Origin of the sequence: Roseburia porci, assembly GCF_009695765.1 — a bacterium.
Lineage (GTDB): Bacteria > Bacillota > Clostridia > Lachnospirales > Lachnospiraceae > Roseburia > Roseburia porci.
Genome location: NZ_VUNI01000001.1, coordinates 187,783 through 202,639 on the forward strand (window position 1 = coordinate 187,783; position 14,857 = coordinate 202,639).

Here is a 14,857-nt window from a genome sequence, read left to right on the forward strand (position 1 = left end):
GCATATTTTGATGAGGCGGAATATAAAATGATAATAGTTGAATAGTCCATACAGGAGGAACCACAATGAAGAAAATTTTTCACAAAAATCAGGTGATCATTACCGCACTTGCATTTCTGATCGCAATCGCAGGATACATAAGTTATGACAGAAGCGGCCTGGCAGATAACGGAGCGACGAGCGCCAGCGCAGATTCGGTAAAAGATGGATATAAGATTGATAACTCTGATCACGAGATCTACCCGGAAATCGAAAATACGGAGGCCGCTGGAGAGGATGTCGCGATGGAGACAGGAACAGAAGAAATCATAAACCCTGGGGAGACGGTGCTGACGGGGGCGCTGGCAAACAGCGTTGATTATGCAGCGGAAGTGAAATTGAACCGGGAACAGGTCCGGTCAAAAAATAAGGAAACGTTACTCGGAATTATCAATAATGAGAATATTACCGATGAACAGAAACAGGTCGCTGTGGATCAGATGGTCCAGCTCACGGATGTAGCAGAGAAGGAAGCGAATGCAGAAATGATGCTGGAATCCAAAGGATTTACGAATGTGGTTGTGAGTATGAGCGGGGAAGAATGTGATGTTGTCCTTGATATGGGAGATGTTACCGATGCAAAACGGGCTCAGGTGGAGGATATTGTGAAAAGAAAGACCGGTGTAGAAGGACAGAACATTGTGATCACTACGATCAGTTCGGATGGCAGTAAGCAGGAGAGTACGGAAGGAACAGAGCAAAAGGCAGAATAAAATGGACATGGAAATTGTGAATTTTATTGAAATACAGAGGATTTTGGGATATACTACAAAATAGTATGCTAAAATAGCAAGAAATAAATAGACATATAGCTGAAACACGAAGAATCAGTTTGAGTTTGGAGGATATATTTGTGAGCGACTTAAGAAAAGAAATTGAAAAAAGACGTACATTTGCCATTATTTCCCATCCGGATGCCGGAAAAACAACACTGACAGAAAAGTTCCTGTTATACGGAGGAGCAATCAATCTTGCAGGATCGGTAAAAGGAAAAGCAACCGCCCGTCATGCGGTTTCTGACTGGATGGAGATTGAAAAACAAAGAGGTATTTCCGTTACATCTTCTGTTCTTCAGTTCAATTATGGTGGTTATTGTATCAATATTCTGGATACACCGGGACATCAGGACTTCTCAGAGGATACTTATCGTACACTGATGGCAGCAGATTCTGCGGTTATGGTAATCGATGGAAGCAAGGGAGTTGAGGCGCAGACACGTAAACTCTTTAAGGTCTGCGTAATGCGCCATATCCCGATCTTTACATTTATCAATAAGATGGATCGTGATGCCAATGATACCTTTGAACTTTTGCAGGATATTGAGAATGAGCTTGGAATCGAGACGTGTCCGATCAACTGGCCGATCGGTTCCGGAAAAGAGTTTAAGGGTGTGTATGACCGGAATACAAAGAAGGTCATGACCTTTTCGGACACTTTAAAGGGAACGAAGGAAGGATCGGAAAAAATCATTGATATTGATGATCCGGCGCTGGTCGATGAGATCGGAGAGGACTTCAGGGCACAGCTTCTGGATGAGATCGAGCTTCTGGATGGAGCAAGTGCAGAGTTTGACCAGGAGCTGGTTTCCAAAGGAGAACTTTCTCCTGTATTTTTTGGATCTGCGCTTACTAACTTTGGTGTTGAGACATTTTTGCAGCATTTCTTACAGATGACTTATGCGCCGTTGGCACGTCAGTCAGATCAGGGAGAGATCGATCCATTTAGTGAGGATTTTTCAGCATTCGTCTTTAAAATCCAGGCAAATATGAATAAAAATCATCGTGACCGTATCGCTTTTATGCGTATCTGTTCCGGAAAATTTGAAGCAGGAATGGAAGTATATCATGTGCAGGGTGGAAAGAATATTAAATTATCCCAGCCACAGCAGATGATGGCAGACGAGCGTAAAATTGTGGAAGAGGCATATGCGGGAGATATCATTGGTATTTTCGACCCGGGAATCTTTTCAATCGGAGATACGCTGACGACGGCAAAAGACAAGTTCCGTTTCGAGGGTATTCCGACATTTGCACCGGAGCATTTTGCGAGGGTACGTCTTGTGGACTCCATGAAGAGAAAACAGTTCGTGAAAGGTGTTACACAGATTGCCCAGGAGGGTGCAATCCAGATATTCCAGGAATATAAGGGCGGAATGGAAGAGATTATTGTCGGGGTTGTCGGCGTCCTTCAGTTTGATGTGTTAAAATTCCGTCTTGAAAAGGAATATAACGTGGAAATCCGTCTTGAGAATCTTCCATATGAACATATCCGCTGGATTGCAAATAAAGAGGAAGTGGATATGGACAACCTGACAGGAACTTCGGATATGAAGAAGGTCATCGACATGAAGGGCAACCCATTGCTTCTCTTTATCAATGCATGGAGCGTAGGCATGGTTCTGGATCGTAATGAGGGTCTGAAACTGGAAGAATTCAGCAGAAATTAAAGAAAAGGTGCGGAAGAAAAATGGTTGAGCTTACAAAGAAAATATTTGAAGAACAGGTTTTAATGTCAAAGATTCCGGTTATGATCCTGTTTTACCGGAAAGAGGATGCGGAATGTACAAAATTGCTGGAGTCAGCAGAAAGAATTGCGGATAAAATGCAGGATAAGGCAAAGATCTGTAAAGTTGATGTGGATCAGGAGATCGCACTGGCACTGAATTATCAGGTTATGGATCTTCCTCTTGTTGTTTTTATGAATTATGGAATTTTTCAGGAGCGCATTCAGGGGAACACCGAAGAAGAAATCCTTCTGGAAAAATTACAGAAACTGTGTGATTGTCAGGGAACACAGCAGATTCATTTTTAAAAGCAGTTGACGGATAAAATAGACACAGATATAATGAAGACAGTTGATTCGTCAGCTGTCTTTTTTCTGATCTGATCGAATGTTTCCCGTATAAGAAAACAAAATTACATTTTATTTTTATGGTTGACAAGAAAAGCAAAGTATACTACTATAATAACAGTGAAACGAACATAAGTTCGTATATGTTGAAGGAGAACTATAATGGCAAAAGAAGATAAATTAAAAGCTCTGGATGCTGCGATTGCGCAGATCGAGAAGCAGTATGGCAAGGGATCTGTAATGAAGCTTGGGGATAATGCGACCAACATGAATGTTGAGTCTGTTCCAACCGGCTCTTTAAGTCTTGATATTGCATTGGGAATCGGAGGACTTCCGAAGGGAAGAATTATTGAGATCTATGGACCTGAGTCCAGTGGTAAGACAACCGTTGCGCTTCACTGTGTGGCTGAAGTACAAAAGAGGGGTGGAATTGCAGGATTTATTGATGCAGAGCATGCGTTAGATCCGGTTTATGCGAAGAATATTGGCGTAGATATCGACAATCTTTACATTTCTCAGCCGGATTGCGGTGAGCAGGCGCTTGAGATTACAGAGACAATGGTACGTTCCGGTGCAGTTGATATTGTTATCGTTGACTCAGTAGCAGCACTTGTTCCGAAAGCAGAGATTGATGGAGACATGGGAGATTCCCATGTCGGATTACAGGCGCGTCTGATGAGCCAGGCACTTCGTAAGCTGACAGGTGTTATCAGTAAATCGAACTGTGTTGTAATCTTTATCAACCAGCTGCGTGAGAAAGTTGGCGTTATGTTTGGTAATCCTGAGACAACGACCGGAGGACGTGCACTGAAATTCTATTCTTCCGTACGTCTGGATGTCCGTCGTGTAGAGGCTTTGAAACAGGCTGGAGAAGTGATTGGTAACCATACAAGGGTTAAGATTGTTAAGAATAAAGTAGCACCGCCATTCCGTGAAGCAGAGTTTGATATCATGTTTGGAAAAGGAATATCCAAAGAGGGTGATATTTTGGATCTGGCTGCAAATGTGAACATCATTAATAAATCCGGAGCATGGTATGCATATGAGGGAGATAAGATTGGGCAGGGACGTGAGAATGCCAAGAATTATCTCAGAGAGAATCCGGAATTCTGTGCAATGATCGAACAGCAGGTGCGTGACTATTACTTTGCGCAGGAGGAACCTGAAGAGGAAGACAATACCGAGTCTGTTTCAGAGGGAGAGAATCAGGAGTAATCAATGAATGAAATTACAGTTATAAAATGTGAGACTGTAGGAAAGGGAAAGATCCGTGTCAGTTTTGATACGGGTCTTTCCTGTCTTTTATACAGGGGAGAAATGAAAAGCCTGGATATATGCGAAGGCGGGATGATAGATGCCTTGACTTATCAGAGAATGATAGAAGAAGTTCTGTGCAAGCGTGCCAGAAGAAGAGCTATGCATTTACTGGAACAGATGGATCGGACAGAGGCACAGTTAAGAGATAAATTAAAAGCAGGAGAATATCCCAAAGAGTGTATTGATGATGCGGTTATGTATGTTGCAAAATATCATTATATCGATGATGAGCGATATGCAGCGAATTATGTGAGGAATGCCCAGTCAAAGAAAAGCAGGATGAGAATCCGACAGGATCTGATGCAAAAAGGAGTTGCCAAAGAGACGATTGAGGCTGCGCTGGAAGAAGAGTATGTATCTGACGAGGAGAACCAGATCAGAGAGCTTCTTACAAAGAGAAAATTTGATTATAAAACGGCGGACGAGAAGGAATTCCGGCGCACATACAGTTTCCTTTTAAGGCGGGGATTTAAGGCGAATGATATACTCCGTGTGATGAAATATGAGGAACCATATTACTTGACATAATTATCAATTAAGTATAAAATTTATATGTTGTTAATTATGACATATGAAAAGGTAAACTTTTTGTTATATGTACAATGAAAATTTAATAAAGGAGGTGCTCCTGTGACGCAGGTTATTATTGCGTGTGTAATTTCTGTAATTGTAACTGCCATTGTTGTCTGGTTTATCTCAAGTGCTTATCAGAAAAATGCTGCTAACTCCAAAATTGGAAATGCAGAAGAAAAAGCAAGAGAGATTATAGATGAAGCAGTAAAATCAGCAGAAGACAAAAAGCGTGAGTCTATGCTTGAGATCAAAGAAGAGTCCATTAAAGCAAAGAATGAACTTGACAAAGAGATCAAAGAGCGCAGAAACGAAATCCAGCGTAACGAACGTCGTATTGTACAGAAGGAAGAGAATCTGGACAAGAAGATGGAAGCGATGGAGAGACGCGAAGCAAGTTTTACTGTGAAAGAAGAGAAGTTAAACAAGCAGAAGGAAGAAGTTGCCAAGCTTAATGAACAGCGCGTACAGGAACTGGAGAGAATCTCTGGATTAACCTCTGAACAGGCAAAAGAATACCTCTTAAAAACCATTGAAGAAGATGTGAAACTTGACACGGCCAAGATGGTCAAGGAAATGGAAAACAGGGCCAAAGAAGAAGCAAACAAGAAGGCAAAGGAATACGTTGTAACTGCAATCCAGAAATGTGCAGCTGATCATGTGGCTGAGACCACAATTTCCGTTGTACAGCTTCCAAACGATGAAATGAAAGGACGTATTATCGGACGTGAGGGTCGAAATATTCGTACATTAGAGACTATGACCGGCGTTGATCTGATCATCGATGATACACCGGAAGCAGTTATTCTGTCCGGATTTGATCCGATTCGCAGGGAAGTTGCCAGAATTGCTTTGGAGAAGTTAATTGTCGACGGACGTATTCATCCAGCTCGTATTGAAGAGATGGTTGAGAAAGCCCAGAAGGAAGTTGAGACAATGATCCGAGAAGAAGGTGAAGCTGCTGTATTAGAAGTAGGTATTCACGGAATTCATCCGGAACTCGTTCGTCTGCTTGGAAAGATGAAATTCAGAACAAGCTATGGACAGAATGCATTGAAACATTCCATCGAAGTCGCACAGCTGACCGGACTTTTGGCAGCAGAAATCGGAGAAGATGTCAGAATGGCAAAACGTGCTGGTCTTTTACATGATATTGGTAAGGCAGTCGATCATGATATGGAAGGTTCGCATGTTCAGCTTGGAGCTGATCTTTGTAGAAAATACAAAGAATCTCCGCTGGTTATTAATGCAGTGGAATCACATCATGGGGATGTTGAGCCAGAATCTCTTATCGCTTGTCTGGTACAGGCTGCTGATACAATCAGTGCAGCGCGTCCAGGTGCAAGAAGAGAGACATTGGAGACATATTCTAACCGGTTAAAACAGTTAGAAGATATTACAAATGGTTATAAGGGTGTAGAGAAATCTTTCGCAGTTCAGGCAGGAAGAGAGATTCGAATTATGGTAGTTCCTGAACAGGTCAGTGACGCAGATATGGTTCTTATGGCGCGTGATATTTCAAAACAGATTGAATCTGAATTAGAGTATCCGGGTCAGATTAAAGTAAATGTAATCAGAGAATCTCGCGTTACCGATTACGCAAAATAGCGTTATTATTTAACGTAAAAATAAGGAAAGTATTGAAAAATAAAGGGTTTTCGATACTTTCCTTTTTTATTATTTCCTATAATATCCTATAAATGAGGCAACTGCGAGTGTGAATACGGAAAATGCCGATCAGATCCTTGTTGTGGAGGATAGAAGGTTGGAAAATTCAGTAAAGTCTGATGAAAATAACATTCTGTTGAATATTCTTTCATTTTTGGATATCATAAAAAGAAAGGAGATGACAGAATGGAAATTAAAATGAAGCGGATCAACCGCGAACTTATGTATAAAGGTTCAATTTTAGATGTTTATAAAGATACCATGCAGCTTGCAAACGGTAAGACGGAGGAATGGGATTATATCGCGCACCGGAAAGGTGCAGCTGCCGTTCTTCCGGTTCTTCCGGATGGCAGGATCCTTATGGTTCACCAGTACCGCAATGCGCTCGATCGGGAAACACTTGAGATCCCGGCGGGAAGCAGAGACAGTGTGGATGAAGATACCAAAGTATGTGCTGCAAGGGAATTAGAAGAGGAGACTGGTTATCGGAGCGATAAGATCAGTCTTCTTTTGTCGCTTCGGACAACCGTTGCGTTCTGCAATGAATTTATTGACGTTTATCTGGCAGAAGATTTAAAGCCGGGGAAACAGCATCTGGATGAAGGAGAAGAAATACAGGTGGAAGCATATTCGCTGGAAGAATTGTGCGATATGATCTATCAGGGCAGGATTCAGGATTCAAAAACCGTTTCTGCTATCCTGGCATACAGTAATAAAATCAAAAAATAGGACATATTCTGAATAGAGCTTATTTTTTGAGGAGAGCATGAAAAAACAGATTTTGTTTATAGCAATATGTTTTCTGAGCGGAGTGGCAAGTGCACAGCTTTTTGGAGCAAAATTCCTTACAACATATGGTTTTTTGAACTCTTATCATATCAGGGCTTTCGTTATGGGAAAAACGGAGTATATGCAGATGTTTTGGAATATATTGTGGGAACGTGCAAAGGAGTATTTGTTTCTTGCACTCCTTGGATTTACTCCGGTCAGAAAAGTATTGCCGCAATTTATAAAAAGTGTACTTGCATATACATTTGGCCTTTTTTTGTGGGCGTGTGTCATGAATATGGGGTTATATGGGATAGTGGTGTGTGTTTGCTGTATTTTTCCGCAGGGGATATTGTATCTTACGGCAATCGTACTTCTTATAAAACTGGAAGTACAGCCACGATATGTCGGAGCAGGGTATGAGAAAAGCAGCTGGCTTCGTACATCGGTAACAACACATTTTTTTACGATACTGACAATCGTAATACTTGTTATAATGGGAGCATTGCTTGAAGCTCTGGCTGGAAATGTACTTTTGCACATGGTGTTAAAACAGCTGCTGAAATGATGGAAAAGAGGTACCTATGACAAAAGAATTGGAGCTGTTCGTGGAATATCTGACAATTGAAAAACAGGCATCGCATAATACAGTGATTTCTTATGAGCGCGATCTGAATAAAATGGTAGACTATCTGCAGGCAAATGGATGTCGTGAATTGTCTCAGGTGACACAGATACGTCTGACATCGTACGTTCTGGAACTCGAGAAAGAAGGAATGAAGGCATCAACGATTTCGAGAAATATTGCAGCGATGAAAGCGTTTTTTCATTTTTGCGAGAGAAGAAAATTAAAAGAAGATGATCCTGCTGAGGACTTGAAAGCTCCAAAAATCGAGAAAAAGGAAGCTGCGGTTTTGTCGGCGGATGAACTGGATCGTCTGTTTGAACAGATTGATGGCACGTCTCCAAAGGAATTACGGGACAGGAGCATGCTCTGCCTTTTATGTGCAACCGGGATGAAAGTGGAAGAATTGATGCAGCTGAAACTGGAAGATGTGAATATGCAGATGGAATACGTGGTGTGCAGAGATTCGCACAGAGAAAAAGTGCTTCCGTTTGACCGTGCAACAAAAAAAGCCATGGAACGTTATCTGACTTATGCACGTCCGGCATTTGTTACAGATAATACATGTCCATGGCTTTTTACAAACCGCTCAGGAAAACGCATGAGCAGGCAGGGATTCTGGAAATTAATCAAATATTATGGTGAGCAGGCCGGAATCCAGACGGAGATCACACCATATACGCTTAGGCATTCATCTCAGCAATATCGTAAATAAGAGCCTTTGTATCTTCCCATCCAAGACAAGGATCTGTGATGGATTTACCGTATACATGATTTCCGATTGGCTGGTTGCCTTCTTCAATGTAACTTTCGATCATGAGACCTTTTACGAGGGTATGGATATCGGAAGATAACTTACGGTTGTGCATAACCTCTTTTGCGATACGGATCTGTTCTTTGAATTTCTTTCCGGAGTTTGAGTGGTTGCAGTCGATGATTGCAGCCGGATTGATCAGATCCATTTTTTCGTACATATCATGCAGACGGATCAGATCTTCATAATGGTAATTCTGAGTTGTATTTCCATGTTTGCTGACAGCGCCACGTAAAACAACGTGTGTCAGTGGGTTGCCAGGAGTCTCAACTTCAAAACCACGATATACGAAATGATGTGGATGCTGGGCTGCATAAACGGAATTTAACATAACGGAAAAATCACCACTTGTAGGGTTCTTCATTCCGGAAGCAACATCAAAACCGCTTACAGTAAGACGGTGCTGCTGATCCTCTACAGAACGTGCACCGATGGCAACATAAGAGAGAAGATCTTCTACATATCCCCAGTTTTCCGGATAGAGCATTTCATCTGCACATGTCAGTCCGCTTTCTTCGATCGCGCGGATGTGCATCTTACGCATTGCGATCAGTCCTTCGATCATGTCCGGTGCTTTTTCAGGATCTGGCTGGGAAGCGATACCTTTATAGCCTTCACCGGTGGTACGCGGTTTGTTGGTATATACACGAGGTACGATGACAAGCTGATCTTTAACATCCTCCTGGATTTTGGTCAGGCGGCTGACATAATCGCAAACAGAATCTTCTTTATCAGCGGAACAAGGTCCTATGATCAGGAGAAAACGGTCATCCTTTCCGGTAATAATATCTGTGATCATCTGATCTCTTTCTTTTTTTAATGCGGCAAGCTCTGGTGAAAGTGGAAAACGTTCCTTGATTTCAGAAGGGCTTGGCAGTTTGTTTAAAAATGTGAAACTCATAGCTTACTCCTTATCCTAATTGTACTTAGTTGCTATCTTAATCGACTTTAGAAAGATTGTCAAATTTATAACATTTATAGATGATATAAAAAAACATTATATAACACTGGTGTTCGAAGGTTGACTTTTTCAAAGGCTTTTGTTACACTAAACAAGTTAGCGGCAGCCGTAGTATAATGGATAGAACACAGGACTCCGACTCCTGGGATGCGGGTTCGATTCCCGCCGGGTGCATTTAAGTAGATGGCAAAACATTGAAACTTAGGGGATAGTAGGTGTTTTGCCATGTTTTTTGTATTTGCAGATATTGATTTATTATAGAAGACAGGTCAAATGAAGGAGGAAATTATGCAGTCATTGACAGATAAAATAAAAAAATTACTTGGTGAAGATAATTATGATAAATTCGTTGCTTTCTGGGAGAAGAATAAACGCTATGTTGCAGCAGTGGTTCTGCTGGTTATTGTAGTGGTGATCCTTGCTAAATTCGTAAATACTTCCGGCAATAAGAAAGCGGGAGATACAGAGGCGACAGAAGCAAACGTTGCGTCAACTTTTGAACTGGATTCTGAATTTGAGGAGGACTCCAATGAAGAACTCAGTACACTGATCAGCAATTATCTGACCGCTTATGCAGCAGATGATCTTGATACACTTACAAAGCTTGCAGTTCCGATGTCGGATAATGAGAAGAGCTATATCGGAGTGTTCAGCCAGTATATTGAGGCATATCAGAATGTAAAATGCTATTCCAAAGCTGGATTATCCAAAGGATCCTATCTTGTATCAGTATCTTATGACCTGAAATTTTACGGAGTGGACACCGTTGCTCCTGGATTGGAATTCTACTATGTAGAGACCAATGATGACGGAGAACTCTATATTAATAACTTATACAGCTCTTACAATCTTGGAAGAGGAGAGAATGAGTTAGATACGAATGTTTATTCTGTTATTTTGAAATATGAGCAGCAGGATGATGTTGTAGTTTTACAGAAACAGGTTGAGGATGCATATAACGCTGCAGTGGCAGGAGATGCGAACCTTGCAACTATGCTGACATCAACAATTCCTACCGCTATGAGCCAGTGGGTATCTACTTTAGACACGGAGGATACACAGGATACGGAGTCTGGAACTGAGCAGACAACCGAACAGACCACGGAACAGGGAACCGAACAGCAGCCGGAGCAGAATTCAGAAAGCGCCGAGCAGCAGCCGGAACAGCAACAGGAGACTCCACAGGCAACAGCAGTACAGGTTACCGCAACAGACGTCAGTGTGCGTGAGACTCCGAGCGTAGATGGTGGATTTGTGGCAAAGGCTAATCAGGGTGAGACATATACCAAACTTGGAACTGATGGCGACTGGACACAGATTGATTATAATGGAACACCAGCTTACATCAAAACAGAGTTTGTTCAGGATGTTACAAACTAAATGCAAATAAAGTCAGGATACTGGCAGAAAGGAGCTGTCGCGCTAAGACAACCACGATTTATCCCATGGTGCTTAGTTCGGCAGCTTCTCTTAGTATAGAAAATGGAGAGGAAAGCCAGAATGCAGGAGAACGGAATCCGAATCAATAAATATTTAAGTGAAGCAGGTGTTTGTTCAAGACGGGAAGCTGACCGCCAGGTAGAACTTGGAAATGTTTCCATTGACGGAAAAACAGCAGAAACAGGTGCAAGAGTACTTGAAGGACAGACCGTATGTTACTGCGGAAAACCCATATCCAAAGAGCAGGAAATGATTCTGCTTGCATTTCACAAGCCGGTTGGAATTGTATGTACAGCAGAGAAGCGCGAAAAAAACAATGTGATCGATTATCTGAAGTATCCGAAAAGAATTTATCCGGTGGGACGGCTGGACAAAGATTCGGAAGGCCTTCTTCTTATGACAAATAATGGAGAGATCGTAAATAAGATCATGCGGGCCGGAAACCGTCATGAAAAGGAATATCTTGTAACCGTAAATAAACCGGTGACAGACAGTTTTATCCGGGGAATGGCAGGTGGAGTCCCACTTGTGGAACTTGGTACGCAGACACGCAAATGCAAAGTTGAAAAGACTGGAAAGCGGCAGTTTCGTATCATACTTACACAGGGACTGAACCGGCAGATCCGCAGAATGTGTGAATATTTTGGATATCGTGTGGAGAAGCTGGTCAGAGTAAGGATTATGAATATTGAACTGGGAGACCTTCCGGTTGGAACATACCGTGATGTGACACCGGAAGAATATCAAAAGCTTCAGGAACTGATACAGGATTCCTATAATGATCCGAGAACACGAATAATAGCAGAGGGGAAAAAGGAACATGGAAAGCAATCAGAACGTAACAGATCAGAACGATACAAGAAAAAGAATTGAAGAACTGGTAGCTGCACTGAATCAGGCATCTCAGGCATACTATAATGGTCAGGATGAGATCATGTCAAACTATGAATGGGATCAGATGTTTGACGAACTGCAGATGCTTGAAAAAGAGACCGGATACGTAATGCCAGAAAGCCCGACACAGAACGCCGGATACGAAGAGGCGGGGGGAGAAAAAGAAGCCCACGAATATCCGGCACTTTCCCTGGCTAAGACAAAACAGGTATCAGAACTTCAGAAATGGGCAGAAGATAAGCCAATATGGCTCTCCTGGAAACTGGACGGTCTGACACTTGTGCTGACATACGATGATGGAAAGCTTACCAAGATACTGACCAGAGGAAATGGAACGGTTGGAACGAATATTACATTTTTGAAAAATGCGATCAAAGGCTTCCCATTAAAAATTGATTACACGGGGCATATGGTTGTCCGTGGAGAAGCAACGATTTCCTATACGGATTTTGCACAGATTAACGACATGATTGAAGATGATGATGAAAAATATGCGAATCCAAGAAACCTCGCTTCCGGAACACTGAATCTGGAAGATCCGAATGAAGTCAGGGCAAGACATGTACATTTTAATGCGTTTACACTGGTGCACATTGATGATGAGATCGTCTCCTGGGGAGAACGGATGGACTTTTTAAAGAAAATGAAGTTTACGGTGGTCGACCATGAGGCAGCAACGGCAGATACGCTTCCTGAACTTGTAGAAAAATGGACAAAGCGGGTGGAAAGCGGAGAGATGGACATCCCGGTGGACGGGCTTGTAATCTGCTATGATGATACAGCGTATGCTGCGACCGGAAGTGTTACGGGACATCATGCAACCCGCGCCGGATATGCGTTTAAATGGCAGGATGAATCGGTAGAGACAAAGCTTTGTTATATTGAATGGTCCTGTGCTGTATCAACGATTTCTCCGGTTGCAGTGTTTGAACCCGTGCAGATTGAGGGTACGACTGTATCGCGTGCGTCGCTCTGCAATCTGAGCGAGATTGAACGGCTTGGAGTGGGAAAGGAATGTACGTTAGAGGTTATCAAGGCAAATAAGATTATTCCAAAATGCATTGGTGTGAAGGATGCGAAAGGTGAAGTGGAGATTCCGCAGGAATGTCCGGTCTGCCATGCAAAGACGAGTATCCATGTCAGCTTAAACAGTGGAACCAAAACACTCCACTGTACGAACCCGGACTGTACAGCAAAACACGTGAGAAAATTTACCCGTTTTGTCAGCAAAAATGCCATGGATATCGATGGACTTTCCGCACAAACAATGGTAAAGTTTATTAATGATGGTTATATTCTGGATTTTGCAGATCTGTATCATCTGGACCGGCATTTTGATGAAATCCGTCAGAAAGACGGCTTCGGAGAAAAGTCGGTAGAGAATATGCAGCAGGCAATTGAAAAAAGCCGCGATGTGAATCCAGTGAATTTTATTTATGCACTCTGCATTCCAATGATTGGAACAGATGCAGCAAAAAAGATTGTTCATACGCTTGGGTTTGATGAGTTTTACCGGAGACTGCGGGAAGGAAACGAATTTGAGGACATTGAAGGAATCGGTCTCGAGAAATCCAATTCGATTCTTAAGTGGTATGAGAATCCGAAGAACAGGGAAACATTGGAAAAAATGCTTCCAGAGATCAGACTGGAGAAGACGATACAGCCGGATCAGGAAAATGGAAAATGTAAAGGAATTACGTTCGTAATTACAGGGGATGTACATCATTATAAGAACCGGGATGAATTTAAAGCATATGTGGAAGCACAAGGCGGAAAAGTTGCAGGTTCAGTCTCGAAAAAGACCGGATACCTGGTGAACAATGATGTGGAATCGACATCTTCGAAGAACCGAAAAGCAAAGGAACTTGGCGTACCGATCATATCGGAAGATCAGTTTCTTGAATTGTTCGGGGAATAAATGGAGGAACAAAAATGCCAATCAGAACACAAAGTGATCTCCCGGCCAAGGAGATTCTGGAACATGAAAATATATTTGTAATGGATGAGAGCAGGGCATCGCATCAGGATATTCGACCGATCAGCATTGCAATCGTGAATCTGATGCCGCTTAAGGAGGATACAGAACTTCAGATTTTGCGTTCTCTTTCCAATTCACCATTGCAGGTGGATGTATCATTTGTGGCACTTTCATCGCATGAATCTACACATACATCACTCAGTCATCTGAATAAATTTTATGTAACATTTGAGGATATCCGTTATCAGAATTTTGATGGATTGATCATCACCGGAGCACCGGTGGAGCAGATGCAATATGAAGAGGTTGATTACTGGGAAGAGATCTGTTCGATCATGGAATGGTCCAAAACGCATGTGACATCAACATTGCATCTTTGCTGGGGCGCGCAGGCTGGACTTTATTACCATTATGGAATTCCGAAACATATGCTGGAAAAGAAGATGTTTGGAGTATATAAGCATCATGTGATGAACCGTAAGATCCCGCTTGTCAGAGGATTTGATGATTATTTCTGGGCTCCGCATTCCAGACACACCGAAGTGCGGAAAGAGGATATTGAGAAGATTGAAGATCTGACAATCCTTGCAGAATCGGAAGAAGCAGGGGTGTTTCTTGTGATTGCAAAGGATGGAAGGCAGATATTTGTTATGGGTCATCCGGAGTATGATCGTTATACTTTACATAATGAGTATAAGAGAGACAAGGAAAAAGGTCTTCCAATCGAGATGCCGGTAAATTATTATCCGGACAATGACGACACCAGGCGCCCAAGCCTTCAGTGGCGTTCCCACGGAAACATCCTGTATTCCAACTGGCTTAATTATTACGTCTACCAGACTACACCGTACTCATTTATCAATACGGCTGAAATTATTGGAAAATAAGAGGATGTATAAAATGCCCTCTGTCAGACATGACAGGGGGCATTTT

At 42.2% G+C, this 14,857-nt stretch carries 14 protein-coding genes; 13 read left to right on the plus strand and 1 reads right to left on the minus strand.

All coding sequences use genetic code 11. The features are described 5' to 3' along the window. The first annotated feature begins 65 nt into the window (after window positions 1–65). The 9 genes from FYJ75_RS00980 (at window position 66) to FYJ75_RS01020 (ending at window position 8,552) form a co-directional block, all read left to right on the plus strand. On the plus strand, window positions 66–752 hold the full coding sequence (locus tag FYJ75_RS00980; protein WP_154427927.1) for a SpoIIIAH-like family protein: 687 nt from the start codon (window positions 66–68) through the stop codon (window positions 750–752). Window positions 753–892: 140 nt separating this feature from the next. Next, window positions 893–2,485 carry a peptide chain release factor 3 gene (locus FYJ75_RS00985; RefSeq protein ID WP_328596805.1) on the plus strand — a complete coding sequence of 531 codons (1,593 nt, stop codon included), beginning with the start codon at window positions 893–895 and terminating at the stop codon, window positions 2,483–2,485. Beyond that, entirely contained in the window at window positions 2,470–2,850 is a 381-nt protein-coding gene (locus FYJ75_RS00990; protein WP_328596813.1) for a thioredoxin family protein, read from the plus strand. The genes FYJ75_RS00985 and FYJ75_RS00990 overlap by 16 nt, the downstream gene beginning before the upstream one ends. A 201-nt stretch (window positions 2,851–3,051) precedes the next feature. Further along, window positions 3,052–4,104 carry a recombinase RecA gene (gene recA, locus FYJ75_RS00995; RefSeq protein ID WP_154427931.1) on the plus strand — a complete coding sequence of 351 codons (1,053 nt, stop codon included), beginning with the start codon at window positions 3,052–3,054 and terminating at the stop codon, window positions 4,102–4,104. Window positions 4,105–4,107: 3 nt separating this feature from the next. Then, window positions 4,108–4,734, plus strand: coding sequence for a regulatory protein RecX (locus tag FYJ75_RS01000; protein WP_154427933.1), 627 nt, complete (start codon window positions 4,108–4,110; stop codon window positions 4,732–4,734). Window positions 4,735–4,872: 138 nt separating this feature from the next. Continuing rightward, the gene (rny, locus tag FYJ75_RS01005; protein WP_456300122.1) at window positions 4,873–6,384 is read left to right on the plus strand and encodes a ribonuclease Y; all 1,512 of its coding nucleotides are present in this window, start codon (window positions 4,873–4,875) and stop codon (window positions 6,382–6,384) included. Window positions 6,385–6,630: 246 nt separating this feature from the next. Continuing rightward, window positions 6,631–7,173, plus strand: coding sequence for an NUDIX hydrolase (locus FYJ75_RS01010; protein WP_154427935.1), 543 nt, complete (start codon window positions 6,631–6,633; stop codon window positions 7,171–7,173). Window positions 7,174–7,210: 37 nt separating this feature from the next. After that, window positions 7,211–7,780: a hypothetical protein gene (locus FYJ75_RS01015; RefSeq protein ID WP_154427937.1), complete on the plus strand. Its 570-nt coding sequence runs from the start codon at window positions 7,211–7,213 to the stop codon at window positions 7,778–7,780. A 16-nt stretch (window positions 7,781–7,796) separates the two neighbouring features. Further along, window positions 7,797–8,552, plus strand: a complete 756-nt coding sequence (locus FYJ75_RS01020) for a tyrosine-type recombinase/integrase (RefSeq protein WP_154427939.1) — start codon at window positions 7,797–7,799, stop codon at window positions 8,550–8,552. Here FYJ75_RS01020 and FYJ75_RS01025 read toward each other — a convergent pair. Beyond that, on the minus strand, window positions 8,521–9,552 hold the full coding sequence (locus FYJ75_RS01025; protein ID WP_154427941.1) for a 3-deoxy-7-phosphoheptulonate synthase: 1,032 nt from the start codon (window positions 9,550–9,552) through the stop codon (window positions 8,521–8,523). The genes FYJ75_RS01020 and FYJ75_RS01025 overlap by 32 nt on opposite strands. A gap of 348 nt (window positions 9,553–9,900) precedes the next feature. Between FYJ75_RS01025 and FYJ75_RS01030 the strand changes: the two genes are divergently transcribed. The 4 genes from FYJ75_RS01030 to metA all read left to right on the plus strand — a co-directional run bounded on the left by FYJ75_RS01030 (window position 9,901) and on the right by metA (window position 14,811). After that, window positions 9,901–10,992: an SH3 domain-containing protein gene (locus tag FYJ75_RS01030; RefSeq protein ID WP_154427943.1), complete on the plus strand. Its 1,092-nt coding sequence runs from the start codon at window positions 9,901–9,903 to the stop codon at window positions 10,990–10,992. Between the two features lie 120 nt (window positions 10,993–11,112). After that, complete coding sequence (rluF, locus tag FYJ75_RS01035) at window positions 11,113–11,925, plus strand: 23S rRNA pseudouridine(2604) synthase RluF (RefSeq protein WP_154427945.1); 813 nt, start codon at window positions 11,113–11,115, stop codon at window positions 11,923–11,925. Continuing rightward, window positions 11,873–13,864: an NAD-dependent DNA ligase LigA gene (gene ligA, locus FYJ75_RS01040; RefSeq protein ID WP_154427947.1), complete on the plus strand. Its 1,992-nt coding sequence runs from the start codon at window positions 11,873–11,875 to the stop codon at window positions 13,862–13,864. Before rluF ends, ligA begins: the two co-directional genes overlap by 53 nt. Before the next feature lie 14 nt (window positions 13,865–13,878). Continuing rightward, window positions 13,879–14,811, plus strand: a complete 933-nt coding sequence (gene metA / locus FYJ75_RS01045) for a homoserine O-acetyltransferase MetA (protein WP_154427949.1) — start codon at window positions 13,879–13,881, stop codon at window positions 14,809–14,811. Window positions 14,812–14,857 lie beyond the last annotated feature (46 nt).